The sequence below is a fragment of the Nitrospirillum bahiense genome (assembly GCF_007828025.1).
Classification (GTDB): domain Bacteria; phylum Pseudomonadota; class Alphaproteobacteria; order Azospirillales; family Azospirillaceae; genus Nitrospirillum; species Nitrospirillum amazonense.
This window is the reverse complement of record NZ_VITO01000009.1, coordinates 141,130-163,147: the sequence shown is the minus strand read 5'-3', so window position 1 is coordinate 163,147 and position 22,018 is coordinate 141,130. Positions and strand designations below refer to the sequence as shown.

The 22,018-nt window shown below is 64.3% G+C and carries 19 protein-coding genes, 1 pseudogene and 1 CRISPR repeat array; of the genes and pseudogenes, 9 read left to right on the top strand and 11 right to left on the bottom strand.

Going from position 1 to position 22,018, the window contains the following annotated elements; translation table 11 throughout:
• Positions 1–10 precede the first annotated feature (10 nt).
• Genes cas4 through cas2 form a run of 3 tightly spaced genes read left to right on the top strand, consistent with a single transcriptional unit; the run spans position 11 to position 1,989 of the window.
• A complete protein-coding gene (cas4, locus tag FBZ88_RS15020) occupies positions 11–631 on the top strand; it encodes a CRISPR-associated protein Cas4 (protein WP_145617999.1) in 621 nt (206 codons plus the stop codon).
• 4 nt (positions 632–635) lie between these two features.
• Complete coding sequence (gene cas1c, locus FBZ88_RS15015) at positions 636–1,676, top strand: type I-C CRISPR-associated endonuclease Cas1c (protein WP_145617997.1); 1,041 nt, start codon at positions 636–638, stop codon at positions 1,674–1,676.
• Positions 1,677–1,698: 22 nt separating this feature from the next.
• A complete protein-coding gene (cas2, locus tag FBZ88_RS15010) occupies positions 1,699–1,989 on the top strand; it encodes a CRISPR-associated endonuclease Cas2 (protein ID WP_145617996.1) in 291 nt (96 codons plus the stop codon).
• Between the two features lie 203 nt (positions 1,990–2,192).
• A CRISPR array of direct repeats spans positions 2,193–5,424; the repeat unit is 32 nt; unit sequence GCCGCCCTCCGTGCGAGGGCGCGGATTGAAAC.
• A 567-nt stretch (positions 5,425–5,991) separates the two neighbouring features.
• Here the strand turns inward: cas2 and FBZ88_RS15005 are convergent.
• Together FBZ88_RS15005 and FBZ88_RS15000 are read right to left on the bottom strand one after the other, a co-directional pair.
• Complete coding sequence (locus FBZ88_RS15005; protein WP_145617993.1) at positions 5,992–8,040, bottom strand: AAA family ATPase; 2,049 nt, start codon at positions 8,038–8,040, stop codon at positions 5,992–5,994.
• Positions 8,041–8,352: 312 nt separating this feature from the next.
• The gene (locus tag FBZ88_RS15000; protein WP_145617990.1) at positions 8,353–9,096 is read right to left on the bottom strand and encodes a hypothetical protein; all 744 of its coding nucleotides are present in this window, start codon (positions 9,094–9,096) and stop codon (positions 8,353–8,355) included.
• 122 nt (positions 9,097–9,218) lie between these two features.
• Between FBZ88_RS15000 and FBZ88_RS14995 the strand changes: the two genes are divergently transcribed.
• Positions 9,219–9,530: a helix-turn-helix domain-containing protein gene (locus FBZ88_RS14995; protein ID WP_186464416.1), complete on the top strand. Its 312-nt coding sequence runs from the start codon at positions 9,219–9,221 to the stop codon at positions 9,528–9,530.
• A gap of 682 nt (positions 9,531–10,212) precedes the next feature.
• Here FBZ88_RS14995 and FBZ88_RS14990 read toward each other — a convergent pair.
• Positions 10,213–10,539 carry a helix-turn-helix domain-containing protein gene (locus FBZ88_RS14990; RefSeq protein WP_145617987.1) on the bottom strand — a complete coding sequence of 109 codons (327 nt, stop codon included), beginning with the start codon at positions 10,537–10,539 and terminating at the stop codon, positions 10,213–10,215.
• Positions 10,540–10,762: 223 nt separating this feature from the next.
• Positions 10,763–10,999: a helix-turn-helix domain-containing protein gene (locus tag FBZ88_RS31345; RefSeq protein ID WP_145617986.1), complete on the bottom strand. Its 237-nt coding sequence runs from the start codon at positions 10,997–10,999 to the stop codon at positions 10,763–10,765.
• A gap of 104 nt (positions 11,000–11,103) precedes the next feature.
• Here FBZ88_RS31345 and FBZ88_RS14980 point away from each other — a divergent pair, with 104 nt between their 5' ends.
• From FBZ88_RS14980 to FBZ88_RS14970, 3 genes are all read left to right on the top strand, one after another.
• Positions 11,104–11,307 carry a hypothetical protein gene (locus FBZ88_RS14980; protein ID WP_145617985.1) on the top strand — a complete coding sequence of 68 codons (204 nt, stop codon included), beginning with the start codon at positions 11,104–11,106 and terminating at the stop codon, positions 11,305–11,307.
• A 215-nt stretch (positions 11,308–11,522) separates the two neighbouring features.
• On the top strand, positions 11,523–12,404 hold the full coding sequence (locus FBZ88_RS14975; RefSeq protein WP_145617983.1) for a thioredoxin domain-containing protein: 882 nt from the start codon (positions 11,523–11,525) through the stop codon (positions 12,402–12,404).
• Between the two features lie 241 nt (positions 12,405–12,645).
• Positions 12,646–13,215 carry a hypothetical protein gene (locus FBZ88_RS14970; RefSeq protein ID WP_145617982.1) on the top strand — a complete coding sequence of 190 codons (570 nt, stop codon included), beginning with the start codon at positions 12,646–12,648 and terminating at the stop codon, positions 13,213–13,215.
• Between the two features lie 43 nt (positions 13,216–13,258).
• Here FBZ88_RS14970 and FBZ88_RS14965 read toward each other — a convergent pair.
• A pseudogene (locus tag FBZ88_RS14965) lies at positions 13,259–13,699 on the bottom strand (transposase); the annotation flags it as partial.
• A 166-nt stretch (positions 13,700–13,865) separates the two neighbouring features.
• Here FBZ88_RS14965 and FBZ88_RS14960 point away from each other — a divergent pair.
• On the top strand, positions 13,866–14,330 hold the full coding sequence (locus FBZ88_RS14960; RefSeq protein ID WP_145617981.1) for a hypothetical protein: 465 nt from the start codon (positions 13,866–13,868) through the stop codon (positions 14,328–14,330).
• Here FBZ88_RS14960 and FBZ88_RS14955 read toward each other — a convergent pair.
• The gene (locus tag FBZ88_RS14955) at positions 14,314–15,189 is read right to left on the bottom strand and encodes a hypothetical protein (protein ID WP_211102673.1); all 876 of its coding nucleotides are present in this window, start codon (positions 15,187–15,189) and stop codon (positions 14,314–14,316) included. The two genes, FBZ88_RS14960 and FBZ88_RS14955, sit on opposite strands and share 17 nt — an antisense overlap.
• A gap of 130 nt (positions 15,190–15,319) precedes the next feature.
• On the opposite strand from FBZ88_RS14955, the gene FBZ88_RS14950 reads away from it, so the two are divergent.
• Complete coding sequence (locus tag FBZ88_RS14950; protein ID WP_145613707.1) at positions 15,320–16,231, top strand: helix-turn-helix domain-containing protein; 912 nt, start codon at positions 15,320–15,322, stop codon at positions 16,229–16,231.
• Between the two features lie 31 nt (positions 16,232–16,262).
• Here FBZ88_RS14950 and FBZ88_RS14945 read toward each other — a convergent pair whose 3' ends face one another.
• The 5 genes from FBZ88_RS14945 to FBZ88_RS14925 form a co-directional block, all read right to left on the bottom strand.
• Positions 16,263–17,702 (bottom strand): efflux transporter outer membrane subunit, encoded by a 1,440-nt coding sequence (locus tag FBZ88_RS14945; protein ID WP_145613706.1) that lies wholly within the window; start codon positions 17,700–17,702, stop codon positions 16,263–16,265.
• Positions 17,702–19,252 carry an MDR family MFS transporter gene (locus FBZ88_RS14940; protein ID WP_145613705.1) on the bottom strand — a complete coding sequence of 517 codons (1,551 nt, stop codon included), beginning with the start codon at positions 19,250–19,252 and terminating at the stop codon, positions 17,702–17,704. The genes FBZ88_RS14945 and FBZ88_RS14940 overlap by 1 nt, the downstream gene beginning before the upstream one ends.
• Before the next feature lies 1 nt (position 19,253).
• A complete protein-coding gene (locus tag FBZ88_RS14935; protein ID WP_145613704.1) occupies positions 19,254–20,390 on the bottom strand; it encodes an HlyD family secretion protein in 1,137 nt (378 codons plus the stop codon).
• 272 nt (positions 20,391–20,662) lie between these two features.
• Positions 20,663–20,995 carry a hypothetical protein gene (locus tag FBZ88_RS14930; protein ID WP_145613703.1) on the bottom strand — a complete coding sequence of 111 codons (333 nt, stop codon included), beginning with the start codon at positions 20,993–20,995 and terminating at the stop codon, positions 20,663–20,665.
• A 110-nt stretch (positions 20,996–21,105) separates the two neighbouring features.
• On the bottom strand, positions 21,106–21,987 hold the full coding sequence (locus FBZ88_RS14925; protein WP_145613702.1) for an alpha/beta hydrolase: 882 nt from the start codon (positions 21,985–21,987) through the stop codon (positions 21,106–21,108).
• Between the last annotated feature and the right edge of the window lie 31 nt (positions 21,988–22,018).

Sequence of the window (22,018 nt, the reverse complement as noted above, 5' to 3'; positions counted from 1 at the left end):
GGCCGGCATCATGGAGGATGAGGATCCCATTCCCCTGTCGGCCCTTCAGCATCACCTGTTCTGCCCCCGCCAGTGCGCCCTTATCCATGTGGAACGGCAATGGGCGGAAAACGCCAGCACCGCCGAGGGGCGGGTTCTGCACGAACGGGTGGATCAGCCCGGGCGATCCTACAGGGATCGTGTCCGCACGGTGCGGTCGCTGCCCTTGCGCTGCCGCCGGCTGAACCTGATCGGCGTTGCTGACGTGGTGGAGTTCCAGGCGCCCGACCATCGCCCTTACCCGGTTGAGTTCAAGCGTGGACGGCCCAAGGCGCACCGGGCGGACGAGGTACAGCTCTGCGCCCAGGCCCTATGCTTGGAAGAGATGTTCGGCCAACCGGTCATGGAAGGCGCCCTGTTCTATGGCGAAAAGCGGCGCCGTATGGCCGTGGCCTTCGATACCGAGTTGCGAACCCTGACGGAACGGGTGGCGGCGGACGTGCACACCATGATCGACCAGGGGCGCACGCCGCCTCCGGTCCATGAGCCAAGCCGGTGCCGACAGTGTTCCCTGATCGACCTCTGCCAACCCCGGCGTCTGGCCGCACCGCCCTCGGTGGCAGACTGGCTGCGTCGGCATTTGCGGGACTGACCCCATGCGCCAGCACCTCAACACCGTGTTCATAACCACCGAAGGCGCCTGGCTGCGCAAGGACGGCGCCAACATCGTGGTGGAGGTGGAGTCGCGCGAAGTCGGCCGGGTGCCCGCCCACATGATGGGGGGCGTCGTCTGCTTCGGCCGGGTGGGCATGTCGCCGCCCCTGATGGCCTTCTGCACAGAGGAAGGCATCGCCGTCAGCTTCCTGTCGGAGCACGGAAAGTTCCTCGCCCGGGTGGAGGGGGCCCAGTCCGGTAACGTTCTACTGCGCCGCCAGCAATACCGTCTGGCGGATGACCCCGCCGCTTGCGCGGCCCTCGCCGGAAATATGATCGCGGGTAAGGCGGCCAACCAGCGCACGGTGTTGCGCCGCGTGTTGCGCGATCATGGTGACGCGCTGCCGCCGGCGGCCCATGCGCGGATCGACGATGCGCAGCGCCGACTGGGGGATGCCGCCCGGCTGGCGGCGCAGGCCACCGACCTCGACGTTGCGCGCGGCTATGAAGGCGAGGCAGCGAATGCCTATTTCGGCGTCTTCGACCTGCTGGTGCGCCGTGACGAGGCCGCGCTCCGCTTCCGGGGCCGCTCCCGCCGGCCACCCCTGGATCCTCCGAACGCGTTGCTGTCCTTCCTGTACGCCATGGTGGGCCACGATTGCCGTTCCGCTCTGGAAACGGTGGGGCTCGACCCCCAGGTGGGCTTCCTGCACCGCGACCGGGCGGGGCGGGCCGGCTTGGCCCTGGATCTGATGGAGGAACTACGCCCCATCCTGGCCGACAGGGTGGCGCTCAGCCTTCTCAACCGGGGTCAACTCTCGGCGAGGGATTTCGAGACCCGGGACGGCGGCGCCGTCCAGCTTCGCGACGATGCCCGCAAGGTCGTCCTCACCACCTATCAGGAGCGCAAGCGGGATGAGATCACCCACCCCTTCCTGGATGAGAAGGTGACGTTGGGACTGGTGCCCCACTTGCAAGCCCGGCTGCTGGCTCGGCATCTGCGGGGCGACCTTGACGGCTACCCGCCTTTCCTTTGGAAATGAACGCCGGACGGCGGAGCCACCCATGTTGATGCTGATCACCTACGACGTGAACACCGAGGATGCCGCCGGCCGGCGCCGCCTGCGCCGCGTGGCTCGGGCCTGCCAGGATCATGGGCAGCGTGTGCAGTTCTCCGTCTTCGAATGCGAGGTCGATCCCGGGCAATGGGTCGCCCTGCGCGCCCGGCTGTTGGCGGAAATCGACCCGGCGACGGACAGCCTGCGCTTTTACCACCTGGGCGCTGACGCCCAGCGGCGTATCGAGCATGTCGGCGCCAAGCCGGCCCAGGACCTGGGCGGCGCCCTGATCTTCTGACGGGGCTCCGCCACGCGCGGAAGGTGCGCGAACCGGAAGCACACGCCTGTTTCCCAGGAGGTTCGCGCGACGAATTTTCCAGCCACCGCCAAAGGCTTGGCCTAGAATGCTACCCCCAGCCCGGGATGACAAACGCCCTATCGGACGAGGTTCGCATAAACCGGGCGGTTTCAAGTTCTTGAACAAGTGCATAAACTGACACAGCCGCCCTCCGTGCGAGGGCGCGGATTGAAACGCCGGAAGCGCCCTCCTCGTCGCCGGCCTGATCGCCGCCCTCCGTGCGAGGGCGCGGATTGAAACATGGCGATGCCCTTGTTGAAAATTGAGTTGCGATGCCGCCCTCCGTGCGAGGGCGCGGATTGAAACCATCCTGATAGAGGAGGATACGGGCATGCCGCTTGCCGCCCTCCGTGCGAGGGCGCGGATTGAAACCCCAACGAGGTGGCGCTTATCCACGAACTGGGCGGGCCGCCCTCCGTGCGAGGGCGCGGATTGAAACAAGGCGCTGTCGAGCAGATGTCGGGCTGCATGGAGGCCGCCCTCCGTGCGAGGGCGCGGATTGAAACTGCCTGGCACCGCTGCATTGCGGCTCGGCAAAGACGCCGCCCTCCGTGCGAGGGCGCGGATTGAAACGGCGGTGCGGAACTCCAGGTCGATCTGGCTGAGCAGGCCGCCCTCCGTGCGAGGGCGCGGATTGAAACTCGGCCTCGCCCTGCATCGCCTTCAGCGTGGCGGCGCCGCCCTCCGTGCGAGGGCGCGGATTGAAACGGACTCGATCTTGACGTTGGTCATCTGCAACTCGAGCCGCCCTCCGTGCGAGGGCGCGGATTGAAACATCTAAATGCAAGGCGAAAATGATCGCCCTCCGCCGCCGCCCTCCGTGCGAGGGCGCGGATTGAAACAGGGCAGATCGAGGGTATGGAGATAAAATCTGGCGCCGCCCTCCGTGCGAGGGCGCGGATTGAAACCCCGTAACACGTGGCATCCGTGAGCGCCAGGCGGGCCGCCCTCCGTGCGAGGGCGCGGATTGAAACACCTTGGCCGGATAAATGGCCTTACGAAGGGCGCGCCGCCCTCCGTGCGAGGGCGCGGATTGAAACGCCTGGTGCGCCCCGCCAACATCGACTACATGCCCGCCGCCCTCCGTGCGAGGGCGCGGATTGAAACTGGACCAAGCCGGGCGACCCCACGGCCTTGGCCCCGCCGCCCTCCGTGCGAGGGCGCGGATTGAAACAGCTTCGCCTTTGGCCTCATCCACGGCCTTGTCGAGCCGCCCTCCGTGCGAGGGCGCGGATTGAAACTAGCCGATGAGATCGTGGAGATTGCCGACAACGGCGCCGCCCTCCGTGCGAGGGCGCGGATTGAAACACCATTACCTGGCATGGGCTGTACCCTGAGCCGCCGCCGCCCTCCGTGCGAGGGCGCGGATTGAAACGATGCCATGGCCGAGGCCTTCAGCATTGGCGACCAGCCGCCCTCCGTGCGAGGGCGCGGATTGAAACAGCCACATCAGCACCGCCCGGCTTGGAGCGCAGGCCGCCCTCCGTGCGAGGGCGCGGATTGAAACGGCCCCGGGAAGAGCGTCGGGCCCGTGGGCCAGATGCCGCCCTCCGTGCGAGGGCGCGGATTGAAACAAGGCGGTGCTGTCGGGCAAGGCCAGCGACGCGACGCCGCCCTCCGTGCGAGGGCGCGGATTGAAACTCGGTCTTGGTGATGCCGCGCACGACGACGGGGCCGCCGCCCTCCGTGCGAGGGCGCGGATTGAAACAAGGCGGTGCTGTCGGGCAAGGCCAGCGACGCGACGCCGCCCTCCGTGCGAGGGCGCGGATTGAAACTCGGTCTTGGTGATGCCGCGCACGACGACGGGGCCGCCGCCCTCCGTGCGAGGGCGCGGATTGAAACGATGCCCTTGAACGCCCGGGCCGCCTCGTTCTCGCGCCGCCCTCCGTGCGAGGGCGCGGATTGAAACATCAGCTTGGAGAGCGGCTTGTCGTTCCGCTCTCGCCGCCCTCCGTGCGAGGGCGCGGATTGAAACATATCGGCGGTCAGGTAATAGGTCTGGCCGGCGACGCCGCCCTCCGTGCGAGGGCGCGGATTGAAACCCCGTCGCCGTGATGTGGGCAACCATGCTGGCGGCGCCGCCCTCCGTGCGAGGGCGCGGATTGAAACAGACTGAGATGGCCCTGACCGATGCGATCCTGAAAGCCGCCCTCCGTGCGAGGGCGCGGATTGAAACAGCGGCGGCGTCACAGCAGGCCATCCAGCAGGGGCCGCCCTCCGTGCGAGGGCGCGGATTGAAACCTCCCGATGCTCCCGAACTCCCGAAACCAAGAGGCGCCGCCCTCCGTGCGAGGGCGCGGATTGAAACCAACGGCAACACGCTGGGCGACATGGTCACCCAAGGCCGCCCTCCGTGCGAGGGCGCGGATTGAAACATCCTGGTCCCCGCCGTGCACATGCCGCGCAAGCTGCCGCCCTCCGTGCGAGGGCGCGGATTGAAACGCGCTCCGCCAGGTCGGGATAGCTGGTGGCCAGCGCCGCCCTCCGTGCGAGGGCGCGGATTGAAACCGCAGCCCTCCCCACGAAGGCAAAGAGGGACGCCGGCGCCGCCCTCCGTGCGAGGGCGCGGATTGAAACTATGAGGAATTGAACCTGCCCCAGCCCAGCTGGGGCCGCCCTCCGTGCGAGGGCGCGGATTGAAACGCGATGTCGGTGAAGCTGTTCGCCACGGATCGCGGCCGCCCTCCGTGCGAGGGCGCGGATTGAAACAAACGCAGTCGGCGCATATGTCGAATGCGGGCGGAGCCGCCCTCCGTGCGAGGGCGCGGATTGAAACCTTGGTTATCGATGCTGTGTTTGACAGCCTGCGGGGCCGCCCTCCGTGCGAGGGCGCGGATTGAAACGGCGTGGGGACGATGATTGCCAAGCGTACTGATGCCGCCCTCCGTGCGAGGGCGCGGATTGAAACGCCTCACGGGCCGCCATCTGCCGCATGCGCCGTTGCCGCCCTCCGTGCGAGGGCGCGGATTGAAACCTGTCCAGCACCAGCGGCCTGACGTCGGCCGGCCAGCCGCCCTCCGTGCGAGGGCGCGGATTGAAACAAGCGCGGCCGGGAAGTCATGTGGGAGCTTGACCGGCCGCCCTCCGTGCGAGGGCGCGGATTGAAACATCAGCAGGTCCAGCGGGCGCTCGATACGCTCCAGGCCGCCCTTCGTGCGAGGGCGCGGATTGAAACTCTCTCCATGCTCTCCGCCTCCTGGGCGGGTGTGGCCGCCCTCCGTGCGAGGGCGCGGATTGAAACAAGGCCGGGCTCGCGGGCAAGGCCGACAATGCGACGCCGCCCTCCGTGCGAGGGCGCGAATTGAAACTTCGCCCGCAGCGCGGCCCACCTAGCCGTCTTGTAGCCGCCCTCCGTGCGGGGGCGCGGATTGAAACTCCAGGGCCTGCGGCTCATGCCGCATCCCCGCCTGCCGCCCTCCGTGCGGGGCGCGGATTGAAACATGTCACCGACCAGGCCGGTGCGGCCCATGCGGTCGCCGCCCTCCGTGCGGGGGCGCGGATTGAAACTCGGTTCACACCGGCAGTACCTGGCGCCCGCGCAGGCCGCCCTCCGTGCGGGGGTGCGGATTGAAACTCATAATCCCATATGTTCAGGCTTGGTGGCTTGCGCCGCCCTCCGTGCGAGGGCGCGGATTGAAACAGCGTGACCTCCAGCTGGCGGGCGTCAGCCTGGACGCCGCCCTCCGTGCGAGGGCGCGGATTGAAACACCAACGCGGACATCGTTGTGAAGCGCCCCGAGTTTGCCGGAGGCTGACTGTTGTGAGTCATGCCGCCAAGGTTTGGTTGTCGGCGGCAGCATAGTAGCGCGCCTCGGCCTCGGCTGGCGGGATATTCCCGATGGGGGCCAGCAAACGGCGGCGGTTGGCCGACATCTCAAGACGGGGCCTTACGCGCTGGAACAGCAAGGGATGCCGGGAACTGTGGACTGGAGGCACACCTAGTCAACTCGTGATCGTGGCTTTGTGGCCCATCGCAGCGACGAGTTCCTCGACCACCTGGCCGCTCAGGGTTCCGTGTCGCTGCAGCAATTCCGCTACCTCGTTGAGGATTGGGCCGCGAGGTCGCAACAACTCCAGGACGCTCTTATATTCGCCGGTTACCACGCGTTCCACCTGGGTCGCTATGCCGGAGTCCGCCATCAGGACGCTTGCCAGGGTGGCGCCGCCCCACGCCCTGACGTCGCCACTCCAGATCAGCTTGTCGCCGAAGCCATGGGCGATGATCATTTCCGCAGCCAAGCCCGTGGCGCGGGCCAGGTCACTGTATGACGGGCCGCCGGACCCCATGCCGATAGACCCCAGCGTCAGCTCCTCCGCCGCGCGACCGGCAAGCAGGATCCGGATATGGGCGCGGATCTCGGGCTCGGTGTTCGCGTTGACCGAGGCCAGCAGCACACCCGATCCCTCCCTGTGCAGCTTGGCCAGCTTCATCTGGCCAGGCATTTCGAGTGCCGCCGAAATGGCGTGACCGGCCTCGTGGATCGCGATCCGATGGCGCAGGTCGGGGGCTGGTTCAAGCCGCTGGGGGATCTGTGCCAGCAGATCTTCGATGTGCATCGGACGTTTTGCCCGCCGAGCTTGGCGCTTGGCGCCGCGGGCCCAAAATTCACAGTCGGCGCCCGACGCGGCCATGCCCGCGACGACAGGGTGGAGGTCGACACCCGCGAGATGATCGGAACCCAGGTGGTGCCGGAGGATGCGGGCCAGCGCCGCATCGCTGGGAAGAGGCACCTCGATAATCCTTTCCAGTCGACCTGGACGGATGAGCGCGGGATCGATCCGGCGGCTGTTGGATGCCGCCACCATTATGACGCCTGGCCGGCTGAAGGTTCCATCCATCAGCTCGAGCAGGGCATTCACCACCTGGTGGGTATATTCGCGGTGCTGTCCCTCGAGAGATGACCGGTCAGGAAAGGCGTCAATCTCATCAACGAACAGGATGCATGGCGACAGGGCGCGTGCCTGCTCGAAGGTGGCGCGCATGGCCGCCAGCATCTGCCCCTGGTGTCCAGCCGCCTGCCATAAGCCGTGTGAGGCGGTGACCAGGGGCAGGCCAGCGGACCGCGCCAAGGCTTGCGCATAGGTGGTCTTGCCTGTCCCCGGCGGGCCGAGGAGGAGGCATCCCCGATCGACCTCCTGCCAGGACAGGCGGCCGGCGGCGAAATCCTTCAAGTCCTGGATGAGGTTTGCGCCCCAATCAGCGGCTTCCTCCATTCCGTAAAGATCGGCCAACGTGGGGCCCTTCTTGGTCGTTGCCTTTGCCGACGCCAGCGCTGCCAGCCGTGCGATCCAACGATCGCCGTCTTCCCCTGGCCGGCACGCGAACCGGATGTCAGCTGGCGTGAGAAAGCGGCACAGGTCGTCGTGGATTGTTGCTGTCGGTAGTGCCCCATCCAGCAGCAGCGCTGCTTGGGCCAGTGCAGAGCTGTCGATGCGATCAAGGGTGAGGCGATGGTCAGCCCCTATCTGCAGGCACGGTGGCAAGAGGGCATTTGCCGCAGTGACGGCCATGACGGCCCTGCCTTCTGCCAGGGCGGAGAGGACGTCGTTTTCGTCCGTTTCCCGCTGCCCTTGAGGCCCCTCACCAGTGCACGCCAGCCAAGCCCATCGGGGGTGAGTAGGTCCGGGCGACGTAGGCGCGGTTGGATAATATCCAATGTCATCATCATAATCGTAGCCGTGCGTTCCGGGGTGTTCGGCGGGAGATGGCTCTTCGTCATCGCCGTGAGCCGGTTCAAGTGTCGCCGTAAACTGGCACAGGACTCGGAAAACAGGACGGAGCCATTCGGCACTTTGGGCCTCGACGACCAGGGCGACGCCGCTTTGCTTGAGGGCCAGCGCGAACGAAGGCGCCATCTGCAAAGCACGTTCAACGAGAACCCATGCAACTGCCTCGTCGGGCGCCACTCCGTCCTTCATGAACGGCGGGGACGTGTTTGCGTGGCAGCGCGCGGTAAGTGAGCTGTTTTCGGCAGATTTTTCGGTTTCCATTCCGATACCTATATATGGGGGCGTCTTGGCCCTCGGCTCTGGGGCTGACTGGTTGGATCAAGGCCGGCCGCCCATGGCTCCAGCAGAGCCGCCCGTGGTCCGGAACGTCATTGTTTAAGGTCGGGATTGGGGGGCAGGCTGATGTCGCGCTGCTGGCAACACAGCATGCGCGGCGCTGAAAGTCGAAAAGGTCGGTGTGTGTTGTTGCTCAAGGAAAGACCGTCCTTTCCATGAGCCGCTCCATTAGGACGCTTCTTTATATTTAGGCGGAGTGTGGGGAGAAGTGAGCGGTCTCGTAACTATAAAATTAAGTCAGAAAGGCGCCGCGGTAGTGTCAGTCCTGTCGAAGAACACGCTGGCTTTGTCCTTAAGGGATTGCTCCAAAAGGAGCTCCTCCAGCTGACGGCTGAATTCCTGATGCGTTGCTTCGATGGCGCGACGGATCTCTGTCTGGTACCGCGCTTCCAGCGCGTCGAGGTCGACTCGGTGTTCCGCAGGCACGGTGGTAGCCCCGTGGATCGCGCACACTCCGGCCGTCACTTCGGAAATTTCGATGTTCAATTTGGACCGAACGTAGCTTTTTGCGACCAGACGAAGGCAGCGCAGGTCCCTGGTCGTTTGCCTCGTCTTCCCGGCGTCCGTTTTTGCCAGTCCGCGTTTGATTTCTAAGAAATCGGCGGCATTTCTGCGGGCGTCGATGACCAGCAGATCGGGTGCGATTCGCCTTCCTTCATCATGCTCGTAGTGGAGATCGGAAAACCGTAGCGCGTCGCTGCTGGCACCGCCGCTGACGAGGTGATCGACCATGGGCGGAATGAATATCGCAGGGGTGCGGAACACCGTCAGATGGGGTGCCGTTTTCAGGGCTTCAAACAATGTCGCTTCGAGGATTTGGCCGTCGGCTCGGACGGCGGAAGTGAGGATCCCGTACGGGCGCAGTAGGTGCGGCGGCACTATCGGATCCGGTTGAATGGGGAGCCGGCGTAGACGCGTGATGGTGCGGCTCATCAGGTCCGTGACGGTCGTGGGCAGATGAAGGGGCGTGAAGGGGTCCATCAAGGGCTTCCTCATAAAAAGACATGTCTTTTAATAAGGCATGTCTTTTTCGCGGTCAAGGCCTCTTCTTGCCTATCGCTGGAAGTTGGGTATGGTGCGCGTGGATGGGTGAGGGGAGTTGGATGGCGCGGCCAAAACGGGACGGGATTGCCGAGGTAGCCCAGTTGTTGAGAGAAGTGCTGGCGGATGACCGGCTTCCTGAGGAAGCACGGACGCGGCTTTCCACGGCCTACGAGATACTGGCGGCGAAGGTAACCGGCGCCATGTCGAAGGATGAGTTCGTGGCTTTAAGAAAAAGCCTCGGACGAACACAGGAAGATCTTGCGCAGGATCTGGGAAAGCGGGTGCGTCAGATCGCTCGTTATGAAAGTGGAGAGGTGCCAATACCGGTATTGGTTGCTCAGATGCTGAAAGAGCTCGCCGATAAGAAGTGATGGCGATTCATGGCTCTTGGTGAGCATAGGCTTGGTCGCAACGCTGCCGGGCACTCTGCTCGCCAGCAGGACGGTGCCGCCGGCTTACAGGTTGGCGGTGTCATGATGCACCCACTTTAACCGGTGCTTTCCGGGGGCGCCCTCTACGCCGCGGCGGTGGCGCCCGCGTGTCGGCGGAAGCCGAACGAATGGGAGTGGGGATCGCCACAGGCGGCGGCACCGTGTGCCGCGCAACCCATGCATCCAGGTCGGCGCGGCGGAAAAATATACGGCCTCGGCCACCGCCGAACCGTACCTGCGGAAGGTCGTTGTGGACGGTTGCCATCCACCGGAACCCCGCGGGAGTCATGCTCAAATACGCAGCGGCCCGGCGCACGTCCAAGAGGAGGGAGGGGCTATTATCCGTGGAGGAGGCGATCTTCGACATGGGGCACCAGCCGCCTCAGTGAGAGGCTTCAGCTAATCGGTGCGGCATGTCGGCCGCGGACGCCCGTGCGGGAGTGGGCTTTCGCCCCGGCACCCTCCCCTGCTTCCTCATCGGCCCGGAGCGCCTCGGAAGCAGACAGAAACATGATCGAGACCTCAAGGGTCTCCATACGTTCTGGTTGCCATGAAATGTGTGTGGTTGGCAAGGGGATTTTCACTTAAGGCTGGTTCAGCCCCATCGCTGGATGATCCGCATTCAGCTTCGCGCCAGCAGCTCCACGATTTCTGCAGCCGTGGCCAGCATGCGATCATCCAGTTGCCGGGCGGCGTCTGTGAGCTTGGCCATCGCTTCCGCTCGCCGAGCGTCGTGTCCAGCTTCATCGACGAAGAGGTCGGCAAGCGACACCCCTAGTCCCTTGGCGAGTAGGTCCAGCGTGTCGTAGCTGGGGATGGAGACGCCTCGCTCGAGGTTCGATATGGCGTCCGGAGAGCGGTCAATGAGAGCTGCTAAGGCCTCTTGGCTGAGGCCTCGTCGGTTGCGGATGGCTTTTATCCGCGCTGCTACGCGAGTTTTGATGTCCATATCCGCATGATGTGCGGAAAAACCGCTTGCCGAAACCGATCGAGATGCGGTATTAGAGTGGAAAGGCGTACGAAAATACGGAATCTGGCCTCAAGCTATGCGGTTCGGCCGGATAACTGATCGTCTTCGCTCCCTCTTTTCCAAGGCTGCCGTGGTTACCTTGCTCTGCACCAAATGGCAGATCTGCACTTTGTAAGCTTTTGAGGCGGTGGTCATGGTCGCATTAAATCTCCACCAAGTCCAATAACCGCCCCGGCGGCAGACCAACCGCGCGACAGTAACGGACGTAGTCGATCACATCGATCCGTCTCTCACCTCTCTCCAGTTTGGATACTTGGGACTGGTCAGTACCCATTCGTATCGCAACTTCACCTTGTGTCAGTTTTTCAGTTTTCCTTGCTGATATTAAGCCATCAATGATTTGCTGATAGGGATCTGAAAATCGATCTTTGTTTCCCATTTCGCACTCCGCTGTCTCTGGACAGCGAATAGGGCGATATGGCATAAAAGGTCGAATTGACCTATTTTGACCCGCTAGACAGACGCATGATACGGAGCAAAGGAATGGCCGACGAGTTTCAGCGCGCCTTGCAGATGCAGGCCCAGCAACTGAGGATGTTGTCGCAGGTCTATGCGACCGATGCGCTCGTGGGTGATCGTAAGCCGGTCACGATCCGTGGCGTATTCGGCGGGGTTCTGATTGGCCTGCTTATCTTCGCAGCCCTATTTTCCCTACCTTTTTTGGCGCTTGTGCTCTTTGGCCGCTGACGTGTCAGTGATCTCGCGGTCGAGGCTGGCCGGCCATTAAGACGGCTGATAGTCGGATGGCACCGGGCCACACCTGAGGTCCCGCTACTGCGACGCGTCTGGCCTGTCGGCCCCTTGTTGGTCTTCTCTCAGTACGAGGCGGTGCGTCAGAACGCACCCAAGGACTCATGACTTTTCCTGATCATATTCGTCCGGCGCTCAATAGGCGCCGGCTCATGGCGGCATCTGCGGCCGTCGCTGGATTGGCGGCAGTCACTCGGGTGATGCCAGCCAAGGCCAGTGGGACGATAGATCTCCAAAGGCCCAGGACCAATGATGAACTGCTGGCGCTGCTGGATGACGCTGCCTGGGTGCCGGTCGGCCCAGACAATGCCAAGCACGTCTATGTCCTGGGGGCGCCCTGGTGCCCTCACTGCAAGAACCTCTATTTCGAGGCGAAGAAGGTCGAGAAGCTCATCCAGTTCCGGTGGGTGCCAGGATTTACGAACAGCACGTGGGCGCAGCAGGTCAATCAGCTTACGGCAGGAACCCGCGACGCCAGGATACTGGATCTGATTTACAGCAAACAGCGACCGACTGATCTGATCCCCCAGGGGGCGAGTTGGGCAGTCAGGTGGAATGAAGACATCATAGATGTTGTTGAATTCGGCAAACCTGATGCCGGCGCGACGCCGGTGATCTACATTCCGCTTGGCTCCGAGCTCCGCCGAATTCCCGGAGAACAGACAGCGGCTGATTTCATGAAGCTCGCTGCCAGCATCTCTCCGAGGCCGGCCGCGACGACTATCGTCCCCAAAGCAGGTACGGTCGCCGGGACGATTGCGAAGAGTTGGGAAATCAGCCGGAGCTTGAACCTGACCCCCGCATCCGATACGGCGGCTGTGCCCATGCGGGTTGCGCCCACTGCTGACGCGCCAGTGTTTTTCAACCTGCCACCGGATAAGGGGTTGGACGTCAAGGCGGCGGCGATCACTACAGACGGCGGCAGGTGGGTGTATCTGCCGCTCTATGGCGATGGTTTTGCCGAGCGCGGCGGCTGGTGCAGGGCGGAGCAAGTCTATGTGAACGACGGCAACAAGACTCCCGTCACGTTCTGACTCCGAAGCTTGCAGGTTGCCGCTATCGCGACCGGATGGGGTGGCTGGAGCAGATCGGCGGGCAGTTGCCAGTCAATTTGCATTCCAGATGAGATGCCCCTCCGGTTCAGCCCAGCACACGCGGGGGAGACGTGTGTGGGTGGCACATGCAATCGACGGGCGCATCCCACCTTTAGCGGTCCTGGATGTTGGGGGGCGGCGGGACGTGCACGCTGTCGCTCAAATGGAAAATTGGCCTTGCTTGAAAAGCAAGGCACTCATCGCACCAAACTCTCTGGAAGGAACCTTCATGCATAAGCATTTTCCAGGCGTCCTGGTCGCCGTGGCGTTGCTCGGATTATCCGCCTGTGGTCCCAAAGGTGATTTTGAGAAGGCAATCAACGCCGAGATCGGCGTACCCATGTGCCTGGCCTACACGAACATGGAAAAGATCCAGTTCCCGATCCGTGCGGAAATATCCACCCAGGACATGGCGGTATACGAAGCGCTCCAGAAGGACGGGGATATCACCGTCGCGGAAGCTTTCGGCCAGGGCTTCGCCTCGTCCTATGAGATCAACGTGACCAGCAAGGGCAAGGCGGCTGGCGTCTGGTCCAAGGAAGGGTTCTGCTATGGGCGCAAGCAGGTGAACGAGATCGTCCGCTACCAGGAGAAGGACGGGGCGGCTCAGGTCGAGTACACCTACCGGATCATCGATGCGCCGGCCTGGGCCAAGGCAGGCTTGGACATTGAGGGCTTGAAGGAACCAGCAAGTGCCACCGCCGCGCTTGCCAAGTACAGCGATGGCTGGAAGTTCGTCGCCGGGATGTGATCCACGGGCCGAGACCGGGTGATTCGGTGGTAGGTGTGACACCCAGGAAGGCCTGGACCCGCTCGTCGATGTCCCGGCACAGCTTGGACACCGTCGATTTGGAGATGCCGGACAGCCCCATGGCTTGCGCCAGTTCGTCCACCCGCCGGGTGGAGACACCGCCGATCCAGGCCTCCTGGATCACCGCCACCAGCGCCTTCTCGCTGGTCTTGCGCGCCTCCAGAAAGGGCGGGAAGTAGCTGCCCTGCCGCAGCTTGGGGATGCGCAGGTTCAGCGTCCCCAGCCGCGTGTCCAGGGCGCGGTCGCGATAGCCGTTGCGCTGGGTCAGCCGTTCGGCCGATCGTTCGTGCCGGCCGGCGCCGATCTGGCCTTCCACGTCGGCCTCCATCAGCATCTGTAGCACCGTCTCCGCGACGCTGCGCAGGAAGTCGCCGTCGCCGGCCTTCTGTAGCAAATCCACCAGTGCCATACTGTCGTCGGTCATTGGGAAGGTCCTTCGGGCAAGAGGAAGTGTCGCAACTCCACTCTAGCCGACCGGACCAATGACCACCTCGCACCTGCCACCGCCCGGGGTGGGGCATGCCCCACCCCGGGCGATCATCGATTTTCCACCACGCTCTCGGACGCTAACGCATGACCCAGCACAGGGCATGGCGCCCGACGTGGAACTGGCCGGCGTCGCTGGCTTCAGCGTCGTCCTCGATCAAACCCTTTGTCACGGCTTCAAAGCGGGGAACGACCTGTTGCCGAAGTGTCTGCTCATCGGTGAACCAATCACGCGATGGCGCACCAAGGACGTGGGACCGAACGGGTTTTGGTTGGATCGCGTGCCCTTTCAGGCCACAAAGGATAAAGTTACGCTCGATCAGAGCGATGGAGGCATCGTCCATCGTGCCGACCTTGATACGGTGACCGAGAGCACAAGCGATGTGCATTGCACTCTCGGTCAGGCCGATGACGGCATGGAAACCAGGTCGCGCGCCGGCTGCAACGCGGGATCACCACCCCAGGCAATGATCGCCACGTCGCATCCGGATCTCTCGGCTTCGACCAGTCCGTCAAGCACGCCCACCATGCTGCGGGCATCCCAGGTGCCGCTTATTCCGCCGAGTTGAATTGGAATTGCGGCTGCGGCGGGAGGGGCTTGTACCCGGCCGCCGTCTGATCCCCCCGGGTGTAGATCCAAACGCAGAAGGGATGGCCCTGGGGGATTTTCAGGTCTGGTGGCGGCAGCTTGATCTCCAACTTGCAGCCGGGGAAGAAGGGCGCGGAAATCCGCTGCTCGAAGGTGCAGTTCCGCCAGGCCCGGTCCGGCGGATACAGCCCTTCATCCATGTATTTCTGCATCACCTCGCAGCGATTCAGGTTCAGGACGATGTAGTCCGGATTGATGACGATATATTCGCCACCGTAGCCCAGCGTGCCGTCGATGCTGAGGACCGCCATCTTCAGGTAGTCGACGACGTGAACCGGCTCGATCTTGAACAGCTTTGCAAGCTTCGGATACTGATAGGCGATGATGTGTTCGTAGACTTCGGGCAGGCCATTCCACACCTCTTCCTCGGGAATGGACTTGACCCAGATGTCGATCCAATAGTTGTGCGCCTTCAGGTACTGGTCCCAGTAGCTCTGGATGAGCCGGATCAGGGCCGGCTTGGCCAGGTCGCTGCTTTGGATGTCGAAAGGCTTGGCTTGGTATTGCGCGCTCTTCCAATCCCAGCCTTCGGGGGCGATGAAGCGGGCCATCGGCATGGACTGACGAAGTGGGCCGCGAGACATCTGCGCCGCCACGTCCCATGCGGCGTTCACCCCAACCTTCTTTGAATACACGGTGGTGTGCGCGTAATACTGGAAGTGCAGCGTGTCTTCGAAAATGCGCGCCAACTCGGCGAGAAAGTCGCGCGAAAAGTCCTCGATGTTGCCGACTTTTCCCATGAAATCATGCGTGTAGTCGGAATAATTAAATTCGGACACGTGATTTTCCCTCCCAAGTCGATTTTTCTGCCGACCCGTGTTGTCCACCGGTCAGGGTGCCGATAAGGTAGACCGGAGGGACGCCAGGGCCTTTCGGTATTCATTTCTCGAAATGGCCATTTCTTTTTAGATGGCTACCGACGGTAAGCGACAAAGCGATGGGCCCAAGATGGTCTCTCCAATTCCCTACAGCGTGGATGCGGCCCTGGCACTTGGTGAGGGGACCTTTGAAGTCCAGACGTATCGGCAACCCTCTCCCTTCGAGGGAGAGTTTGAAGCCGATGCCCATACCCTCAGCATGTCGCTGACGCCCGAGGTCCGCTTCTCACGCTGCAGCTTCCTGGATGCGACGGGCAAGCCGGGAGCCTGGGCGCCGGTTGGCGATGTCATCTTCGTGCCGCGTGGCGCCCGGCTTCGTGTTGAGGCGCCCGGTGGGGCGGAGCAGTATCGCGGCCTTTATTGCATGTTCCCGTCGCCGTGGTTCGAGCAGGCGAGCGGCCTGAGCGGCCCCTGGTCGGAACGGCAGATTTCAGCCGCCATAGACATCCGGGCGCCTACTATTCGCCGTGATCTGTACCGGCTTCTGAAAGAGCTGACCGAGGCCCAGCCCGGTCGCGAGAGGCTGGTCGCCACCCTGGCAGAGGTCTCCCTTATCGAACTCGGTCGCTACTTGGGCGATGCCGGGCGCGACGAGATGTTGGCGGAAAGCGCCTTAGCTGGTTGGCAACTGCGGCGTCTGACCAACTATGTCGAGGGCATGGTTGATCACCACCCGCCGCTCAAGGAACTGGCGGCTCTGTGCGAGATCAGCCCCCGGCACCTCTCGCGCGCGTTCAAGGCCTCGACCGGCAGGAGGATCGGGGACTTCGTGGCGGATGTGCGGATGGCGAAGGCCAAGAGCCTGCTGTGCGATACCGATCTGACGCTCAAGGAGATCGCGCACCGCTTGGGTTATTCAGGACCCAGCAGCTTCTGCGTGGCGTTCGGCAGAGCGATCGGCATGACGCCCAAGCAGTATATGAAGCGGCACAAGCGTGGCTGACGCTGCGACCGTCCACCGAATGACCCCGTCCTTATAATGCTTGGGCGGTCGCCTGGGTCTCGCTCCATCCCAGGCCCAGGCTCTTCTGCAAGACCACGTAATCCAGCGTCAGCGCCGCCGTGGCTTGGGCTGTCGCGATGAGGGCCTGGGTCTGGTGGCGCTCCGCATCGAGGAGGTCCAGGCGGCTGGCCGTGCCCCGCGTGGCGCGCTGCCGGGTGAGATCCACCGCCTCAGCAGCGGCCGCTTCGGCGGTTGCTACCCGCGCCAGTTGCCGCCGCTGTCCACCAAAGTGCGATAGGGCATTTTCGGCTTCGTACAATGCCTTCAGAACCGTGGCGCGATATTGGGCCTCCGCTGCGTCCCGCTCGGCGGTGGCCTGGTCCACCGCGGCGGTGACCCGGCCGAAGTCCAGGAAAGTCCAGCTGAGCGACGGCGTTCCAAGGGCAACCGTGTTGCCGACATGGGTGAGGGCCGCCAGTCCGTTGCCACCCAGGCCCACCAGGCCGCGCAGGCTCACCCGCGGGAACTTGTCAGCCTCCCGCACGCCGATCTGCGCGGTGGCGGCGGCCAGCGTCCGTTCGGCGACGCGAATGTCAGGCCGGTGGCGCAGCAGTTGGGCCGGATCGCCCACCGCTACCTCGGCAGGGGGCAGGGGAACAGGAGCGTCGCTACCCAGGCTCGTATCCAGAGAACCCGGCACCTGGCCGGTGAGCAGGCAGAGTTGATCCAGGTATCCTTCCACCTCGGTGGCCAATTCGGCCTCATCGGCCTGCGCGGTGGCGAGTTGGCCCAGCAGGGGCGTCAGCGCAATGGCAGGAGCGGTTCCGGCGGACTGGCGCTGGCGGGACAGCGCCAGCATTTCCTCCAGCAGTCCGATGGACCGCAGGGTAAGGCGATGCCGTTCCTGGGCGCTGCGCAGGCCGACATAAGCGCGGGCGACTTCGGCCGCCAGGCTGATCTGGGCATCGCCCAGATCGTATCGGCTGGCTTCGGCTTGCGCGCCGGCGGCTTCCACCGCACGCCGGTGGCCGCCAAACAGATCGGCTTCCCAAGCGGCGTCGAAACCAATATTGACGAAATCGCTGTCGGTCGAGGTTTCGGTCGTGCCGCCTAGCAGGTCGCTGGGCGTATGGGTATGGAGGTACAGCGCTTGGGCGCTGGCCTTGGGCATGCCATCCGCCTGCTGCCGGGCCAGTCCAGCCCTGGCGCCTTGCAGCTTGGCTTGTGCCGCTGCCAGGGTGGGGCTGGCGCGTAGCGCCTGCTGCACCAGTGCCGTCAACGCGGGGTCGGCCAGCGTCTCCCACCAAGCCGCGATGGGCGCGCGGGCAAGGGAAGCGGTATCGCCCTGGCGATGGAACATCCCGGCGGCGGTCAGGTTGCCAGGCAGCTCGGGCGGGCCCGCATAATCAGGGCCGACGGTGCAGCCGGCGACGAAGGCCAAGGCGATGAGGGGAAGCGGGAAGGTGCGCATCAGTGCATGGCCGCCAGCGCGGCGCCCTTGGGTAGGGGTTTAAGGAACAGGACCAGGGGCAGCACGCAGGCCGAGCCCACGCCCAGCAGCCAGAACAGGTCGTTGTAGGTCATGGTCAGGGCCTGCTGCTGGACCTGGCTGGAGACCATCTCCAGGGCGCCGCCGCGGCTGCCGGTGATGCGGGCCAGCCCGGCCAGCCATTCCTGCACCATAAGGCCGTTGGCGTGCAGCGCCTCCTCCAGCCGCCGGCTGTGCAACCAGGTGCGTTGGTCCTGGACGGCGCTGATGCCAGCCAAGGCGAAAGAACCACCCAGGTTGCGCACCGCGTTGAACAGGCAGGAAGCGTCGCCCGTGTATTCCGCCGGGGCCGAAGTGATGGCGGCTTGGCTCAGGAACAGGAAGGCGAAGATGGTGCCGGCACCGCGCAGAAGCTGCGAAAAGACGAAGCCGCCACCGGTCGAGGCGGAGGAGAGATCGGTGTCCAGGAAGGAGCTGGCCACAATCATCAATAAGCCTGCGGCCAGGGCCGCGCGGATATCGAGGACGCGCACCATCCAGGGTGTGAAGGGCATCAGCAGCAGGCTGGGAATGCCGGAGATCAGGACGATGGTGCCGGACTGCAGCGCGTTGTACTGGGCGATCACCGACAGGAACTGCGGGATGGCATAGGAACTGCCGTAGACTACCATGCCCACCACCATGCCCATCATCGCCACCGACCCGAACTGACGGTTCAGCAGCAGTCCAAGATGGATGACCGGCCGTGGGGCGGTGACCTGCCCCACGATCAGCAGCGCGAAGCCCAAGGTCGCCAACAAGGCCATCTGGAGGATGAGGGGCGACTGGAACCACAGTTCGCGTTGTCCTTCTTCCAGCAGGACGGTGAGGGCGCCCAGGCCCAGGGTCAGGCCGATGATCCCCAACCAATCGGCCTCGCGCAGCCGATCCAGCCTCATGCCTTGGCGCGGGAGGCCCAGCAGCAACAATAGGACCAGGGCGGTGCAAACCGGGAGATTGAGAAAGAAAGCGTAATGCCAGCTGATATTCTCCGTCAGCCAGCCACCGATCAGGGGGCCGATCACCGGCCCGAGGATGGCGGTGATGCCGAACAGCGCGCTGCCGATGGGTTGCTGGTGCCGGGGCAGGCGGGTCGCGATGATGGTCATCGCTGTGGGGATCATGGCCCCGCCGGTAAGCCCCTGGCCGATGCGGCCGACGATCATGACCGGGAGGCTGGAAGAAATACCGCAGAGGACGGAGAAGCCGGTGAACAGCAGCGTGGCCCCCAGCAGGAAGAGCCGGAGGCCCAGCAGCTGCTCCAACCAGGCGGTCAGGGGAATGATGATGATCTCCGCCACCAGATAGGCGGTGGCGATCCAGGTGCCCTCCGTGCCCGTCGCGCCAATTTCCCCCTGGATCGTGGGCAGGGCGGAATTCACGATGGAAACGTCCAGGGTGGCCATGAAGGCGCCCAGCGTGCCGGCCGCGACCGCCAGCCAGGCCGTGAGGTCGGCGTTGGTGCGGCCCGCCGTGTCCTGCGCGGTCACCATGTCAGGTGCCCTGCCGGACAGCGGATCGCTGCTCGCGGTCGATGCGGGCCGGCACATCCTTGGCTCCGCGGGTATCGACGGTCGCTGTTACCGACAGGCCGGGGATAAGCAGTTGCCGGGTTTCAGGCCCGGCCTCCAGGATGATGCGCACCGGCACGCGCTGGACGATCTTGGTGAAGTTGCCGGTGGCGTTCTGGGGCGGAAGCAAGGAGAACTGGGCGCCCGTGCCAGGCGCGATGCTGGCCACCCGTCCGCTCAACTCTTGGCCGCTGAGGGCGTCGACCGTGATCTTCACTGGCTGGCCCGGCCGCATCAGCCCGATCTGCGTTTCCTTGAAATTGGCCTCGATGTCGACCTTGTCCGCCGGGACAATGGACAGCAGCCGTGTTCCGGGCTGGGCCAACTGCCCCAGCATGACCGTCTTGTCCCCCACCCGGCCGGCCGCCGGCGCGCGGATCAGTGTGGCCTCCAGATTGACGGCCGCGGCGTCCAGCTGCGCCTGGGCCGCGTCCGCCTGGGCCATCGCCTGCTGCAACTGGGTCTTGAGCGTGGCGCTCCGACGCTGGGCCATGCTCAAGGCGGCCCGTTGGGCTGTCACGTCGGCCGCTGAGGCGCTGGCGGTCTGGCGCAGCTGGGCCAGGCGCTCAGCCGGTTCGGCGCCGGATTTGGCCAAAGGCTCATACCGTATGATTTGGCTGCGGTCGAAAATCGCCCGTGCTTCAGCGGCATCCAGTTGGGCCTGGGCGCGTTCGATTGCCGCGATCTGCTCCGCCATCGAGGCGCGGATGTTCTCGGCGTTGGCCTTGGCTACAGCGACCTGGGCTTGGGACTGGGCCACCTGGGCCCGATAGTCACGGGGGTCGATCCGCAGCAGCGGCTGGCCGGCCTGAACCTCGGCGTTATCCTCCACCAGGACCTCGGCGACATAGCCGGCAACCTTGGATGAGATGACGATGGCATCGGCGTGGACGTAGGCGTCATCCGTTTCCTGGAAATAGCGCCCCTGGACCTGATGATAGGCATAGCCGGCGCCGGCCGCGCCCACCAAGGTCGTGATCAGGATGGTGGATAGAAAACGTCCACCGCGGCGAGCGGGGGGCGGGGCGGGTGTCGGCGACCCAGGGGCGGTCTCTGCCATGGTGGACTTCGGCTGACGGAGGATGGCGCGCAGAGCGGAAAAGGTGAAACCGGATTGCCCGTTTTCACGGCGCGGCCTTGTGGGGATTTCCTATCAGGTGCGACGGCAAATGGAAAGTTTAATCGAACGATATCGTATCATTATAAGGATGCTTGGCCGGGTCGGGCCCGGAGGCGCAATGGCAAAGAAAAAGCAAGGCCGTGGGTGTCCACGACCTTGCCGAGTTATGAATCGGAGAGAAGAACAATGTCGCCGAGGCGACACTACGCTGGTTACTTCGCCGGAATCTTGGCGAATTCAGCGTCCAGTTGCGCCAGGACCTTGTCATTCACCTGGTCCGGCGAATACTGCTGAATATCCTTGAGGGTCATGGCGCGGGCCATGTCGATCTGGTCGTTGCTGGTCATGCCGGGGATGTACTTGTCCAGCAGCGCCTTGGCGGCCGGATCATCCAGCAGCTTGCCGATTTCGGTTTCGGCGGTGCTGTAATGGGCCGGGGCGGCGTGCGCAGCAGCGGCCGGCGCGGCCGACTGGGCGAAAGCGGCGTGGCTTAGCGGGGCAGCGGCGACCGCGATGGCGAGGGCGGTGTATTTCAGAAACGACATGGCGATCTCCCAGTGTTTTGGCATCCCTGCGGCGGGCTGCTGTCGGATTAAAACGAACGGTGACGTTCTAATATAGGCCGGGCGCTTTGTCCACGACCATGTGAAGTGACTCAGGTGGACGGCGGCAGAATTTTGTTCATGCGCAGCCACAGCAGGAACGAGTCCAGCCAGGCCGCCGCCGTCGTTCCCGGATTGCCGGCCGCGAAGCCGTGCCCGTCCTTTTGATAGACATGGAGTTCCACGGGCCGGTGCGCTTGGCGCCAGCTTTGGATGAGGCCGAAATCCGTCTTGGACAGCAGCGGATCATCGATGGCCATCACGGCGAACAGGGGCGGGGCTTTCTCGGGCACGGTCTCGGCGTTCATCGGTCCATAAATGGGTGCGATGAAGGCAGGCATGCTGTCCGGCGTGGCCCGCAAGGTGACGGCAAGTATGGTCCGGGCGCCGGCGGAAAATCCCATCAGTCCGACGCGTCCAGGATCCACGCCCCAATCGGCCGCGTGGGTGCGTACCAGCTTCAGGGCTGCTTCGGCGTCCTCCACCGCGGGGGGGAACGCCGGCCAAGGGGTGCCGGCCGGTGCCTGGGCCATCTCGGCCAAGCGGCTCGTCATGAGCTTGGCGAACGCCGGCGGGTCGGCGGGGGTCGGGATCAGCCGGTACTTGAGGACGAAGGCGGCGACGCCATGATCCGCCAGCCAGTGCGCGATCGACCAGCCCTCGTTATTCATGGACAGGACACGGTAGGCCCCGCCGGGCGCGACGATAACGGCGGCACCGGTGGCCTTGTCCTTGTCCGGCAGCACGGGCGTAAGGGTCGACTGGGTGACATTGCGCACCGCCAGTTGCACCCCACGGCCATACCAAATTTCTTCAGCGGCGCCATTCTCGACACCACCGGTGCCAAGAATGATGGCGTTGGGGTTGGCTGGGGGAGCGGCCTGTTGCGCGCCGGCGGGCGCGTTGGCGGCCATGGCCGAAATGAGTGCGCCCATCAGGAGGGCGTATCGTGTCCGGGCGAGCATG

Coding starts and splice junctions, on each gene's coding strand:
- FBZ88_RS15000 (WP_145617990.1), bottom strand. CDS start 9,096: ATGGACCCCTTCACGCCCCTTCATCTGCCCACGACCGTCACGGACCTG.
- FBZ88_RS31345 (WP_145617986.1), bottom strand. CDS start 10,999: ATGGGAAACAAAGATCGATTTTCAGATCCCTATCAGCAAATCATTGAT.
- FBZ88_RS14960 (WP_145617981.1), top strand. CDS start 13,866: ATGGCGCCCGACGTGGAACTGGCCGGCGTCGCTGGCTTCAGCGTCGTC.
- FBZ88_RS14945 (WP_145613706.1), bottom strand. CDS start 17,702: ATGCGCACCTTCCCGCTTCCCCTCATCGCCTTGGCCTTCGTCGCCGGC.
- FBZ88_RS14935 (WP_145613704.1), bottom strand. CDS start 20,390: ATGGCAGAGACCGCCCCTGGGTCGCCGACACCCGCCCCGCCCCCCGCT.
- FBZ88_RS15005 (WP_145617993.1), bottom strand. CDS start 8,040: ATGGAAACCGAAAAATCTGCCGAAAACAGCTCACTTACCGCGCGCTGC.
- FBZ88_RS14980 (WP_145617985.1), top strand. CDS start 11,104: ATGGCCGACGAGTTTCAGCGCGCCTTGCAGATGCAGGCCCAGCAACTG.
- cas4 (WP_145617999.1), top strand. CDS start 11: ATGGAGGATGAGGATCCCATTCCCCTGTCGGCCCTTCAGCATCACCTG.
- FBZ88_RS14990 (WP_145617987.1), bottom strand. CDS start 10,539: ATGGACATCAAAACTCGCGTAGCAGCGCGGATAAAAGCCATCCGCAAC.
- cas1c (WP_145617997.1), top strand. CDS start 636: ATGCGCCAGCACCTCAACACCGTGTTCATAACCACCGAAGGCGCCTGG.
- FBZ88_RS14975 (WP_145617983.1), top strand. CDS start 11,523: ATGGCGGCATCTGCGGCCGTCGCTGGATTGGCGGCAGTCACTCGGGTG.
- cas2 (WP_145617996.1), top strand. CDS start 1,699: ATGTTGATGCTGATCACCTACGACGTGAACACCGAGGATGCCGCCGGC.
- FBZ88_RS14925 (WP_145613702.1), bottom strand. CDS start 21,987: ATGGGCGCACTCATTTCGGCCATGGCCGCCAACGCGCCCGCCGGCGCG.
- FBZ88_RS14995 (WP_186464416.1), top strand. CDS start 9,219: ATGGCGCGGCCAAAACGGGACGGGATTGCCGAGGTAGCCCAGTTGTTG.
- FBZ88_RS14930 (WP_145613703.1), bottom strand. CDS start 20,995: ATGTCGTTTCTGAAATACACCGCCCTCGCCATCGCGGTCGCCGCTGCC.
- FBZ88_RS14950 (WP_145613707.1), top strand. CDS start 15,320: ATGGCTACCGACGGTAAGCGACAAAGCGATGGGCCCAAGATGGTCTCT.
- FBZ88_RS14940 (WP_145613705.1), bottom strand. CDS start 19,252: ATGGTGACCGCGCAGGACACGGCGGGCCGCACCAACGCCGACCTCACG.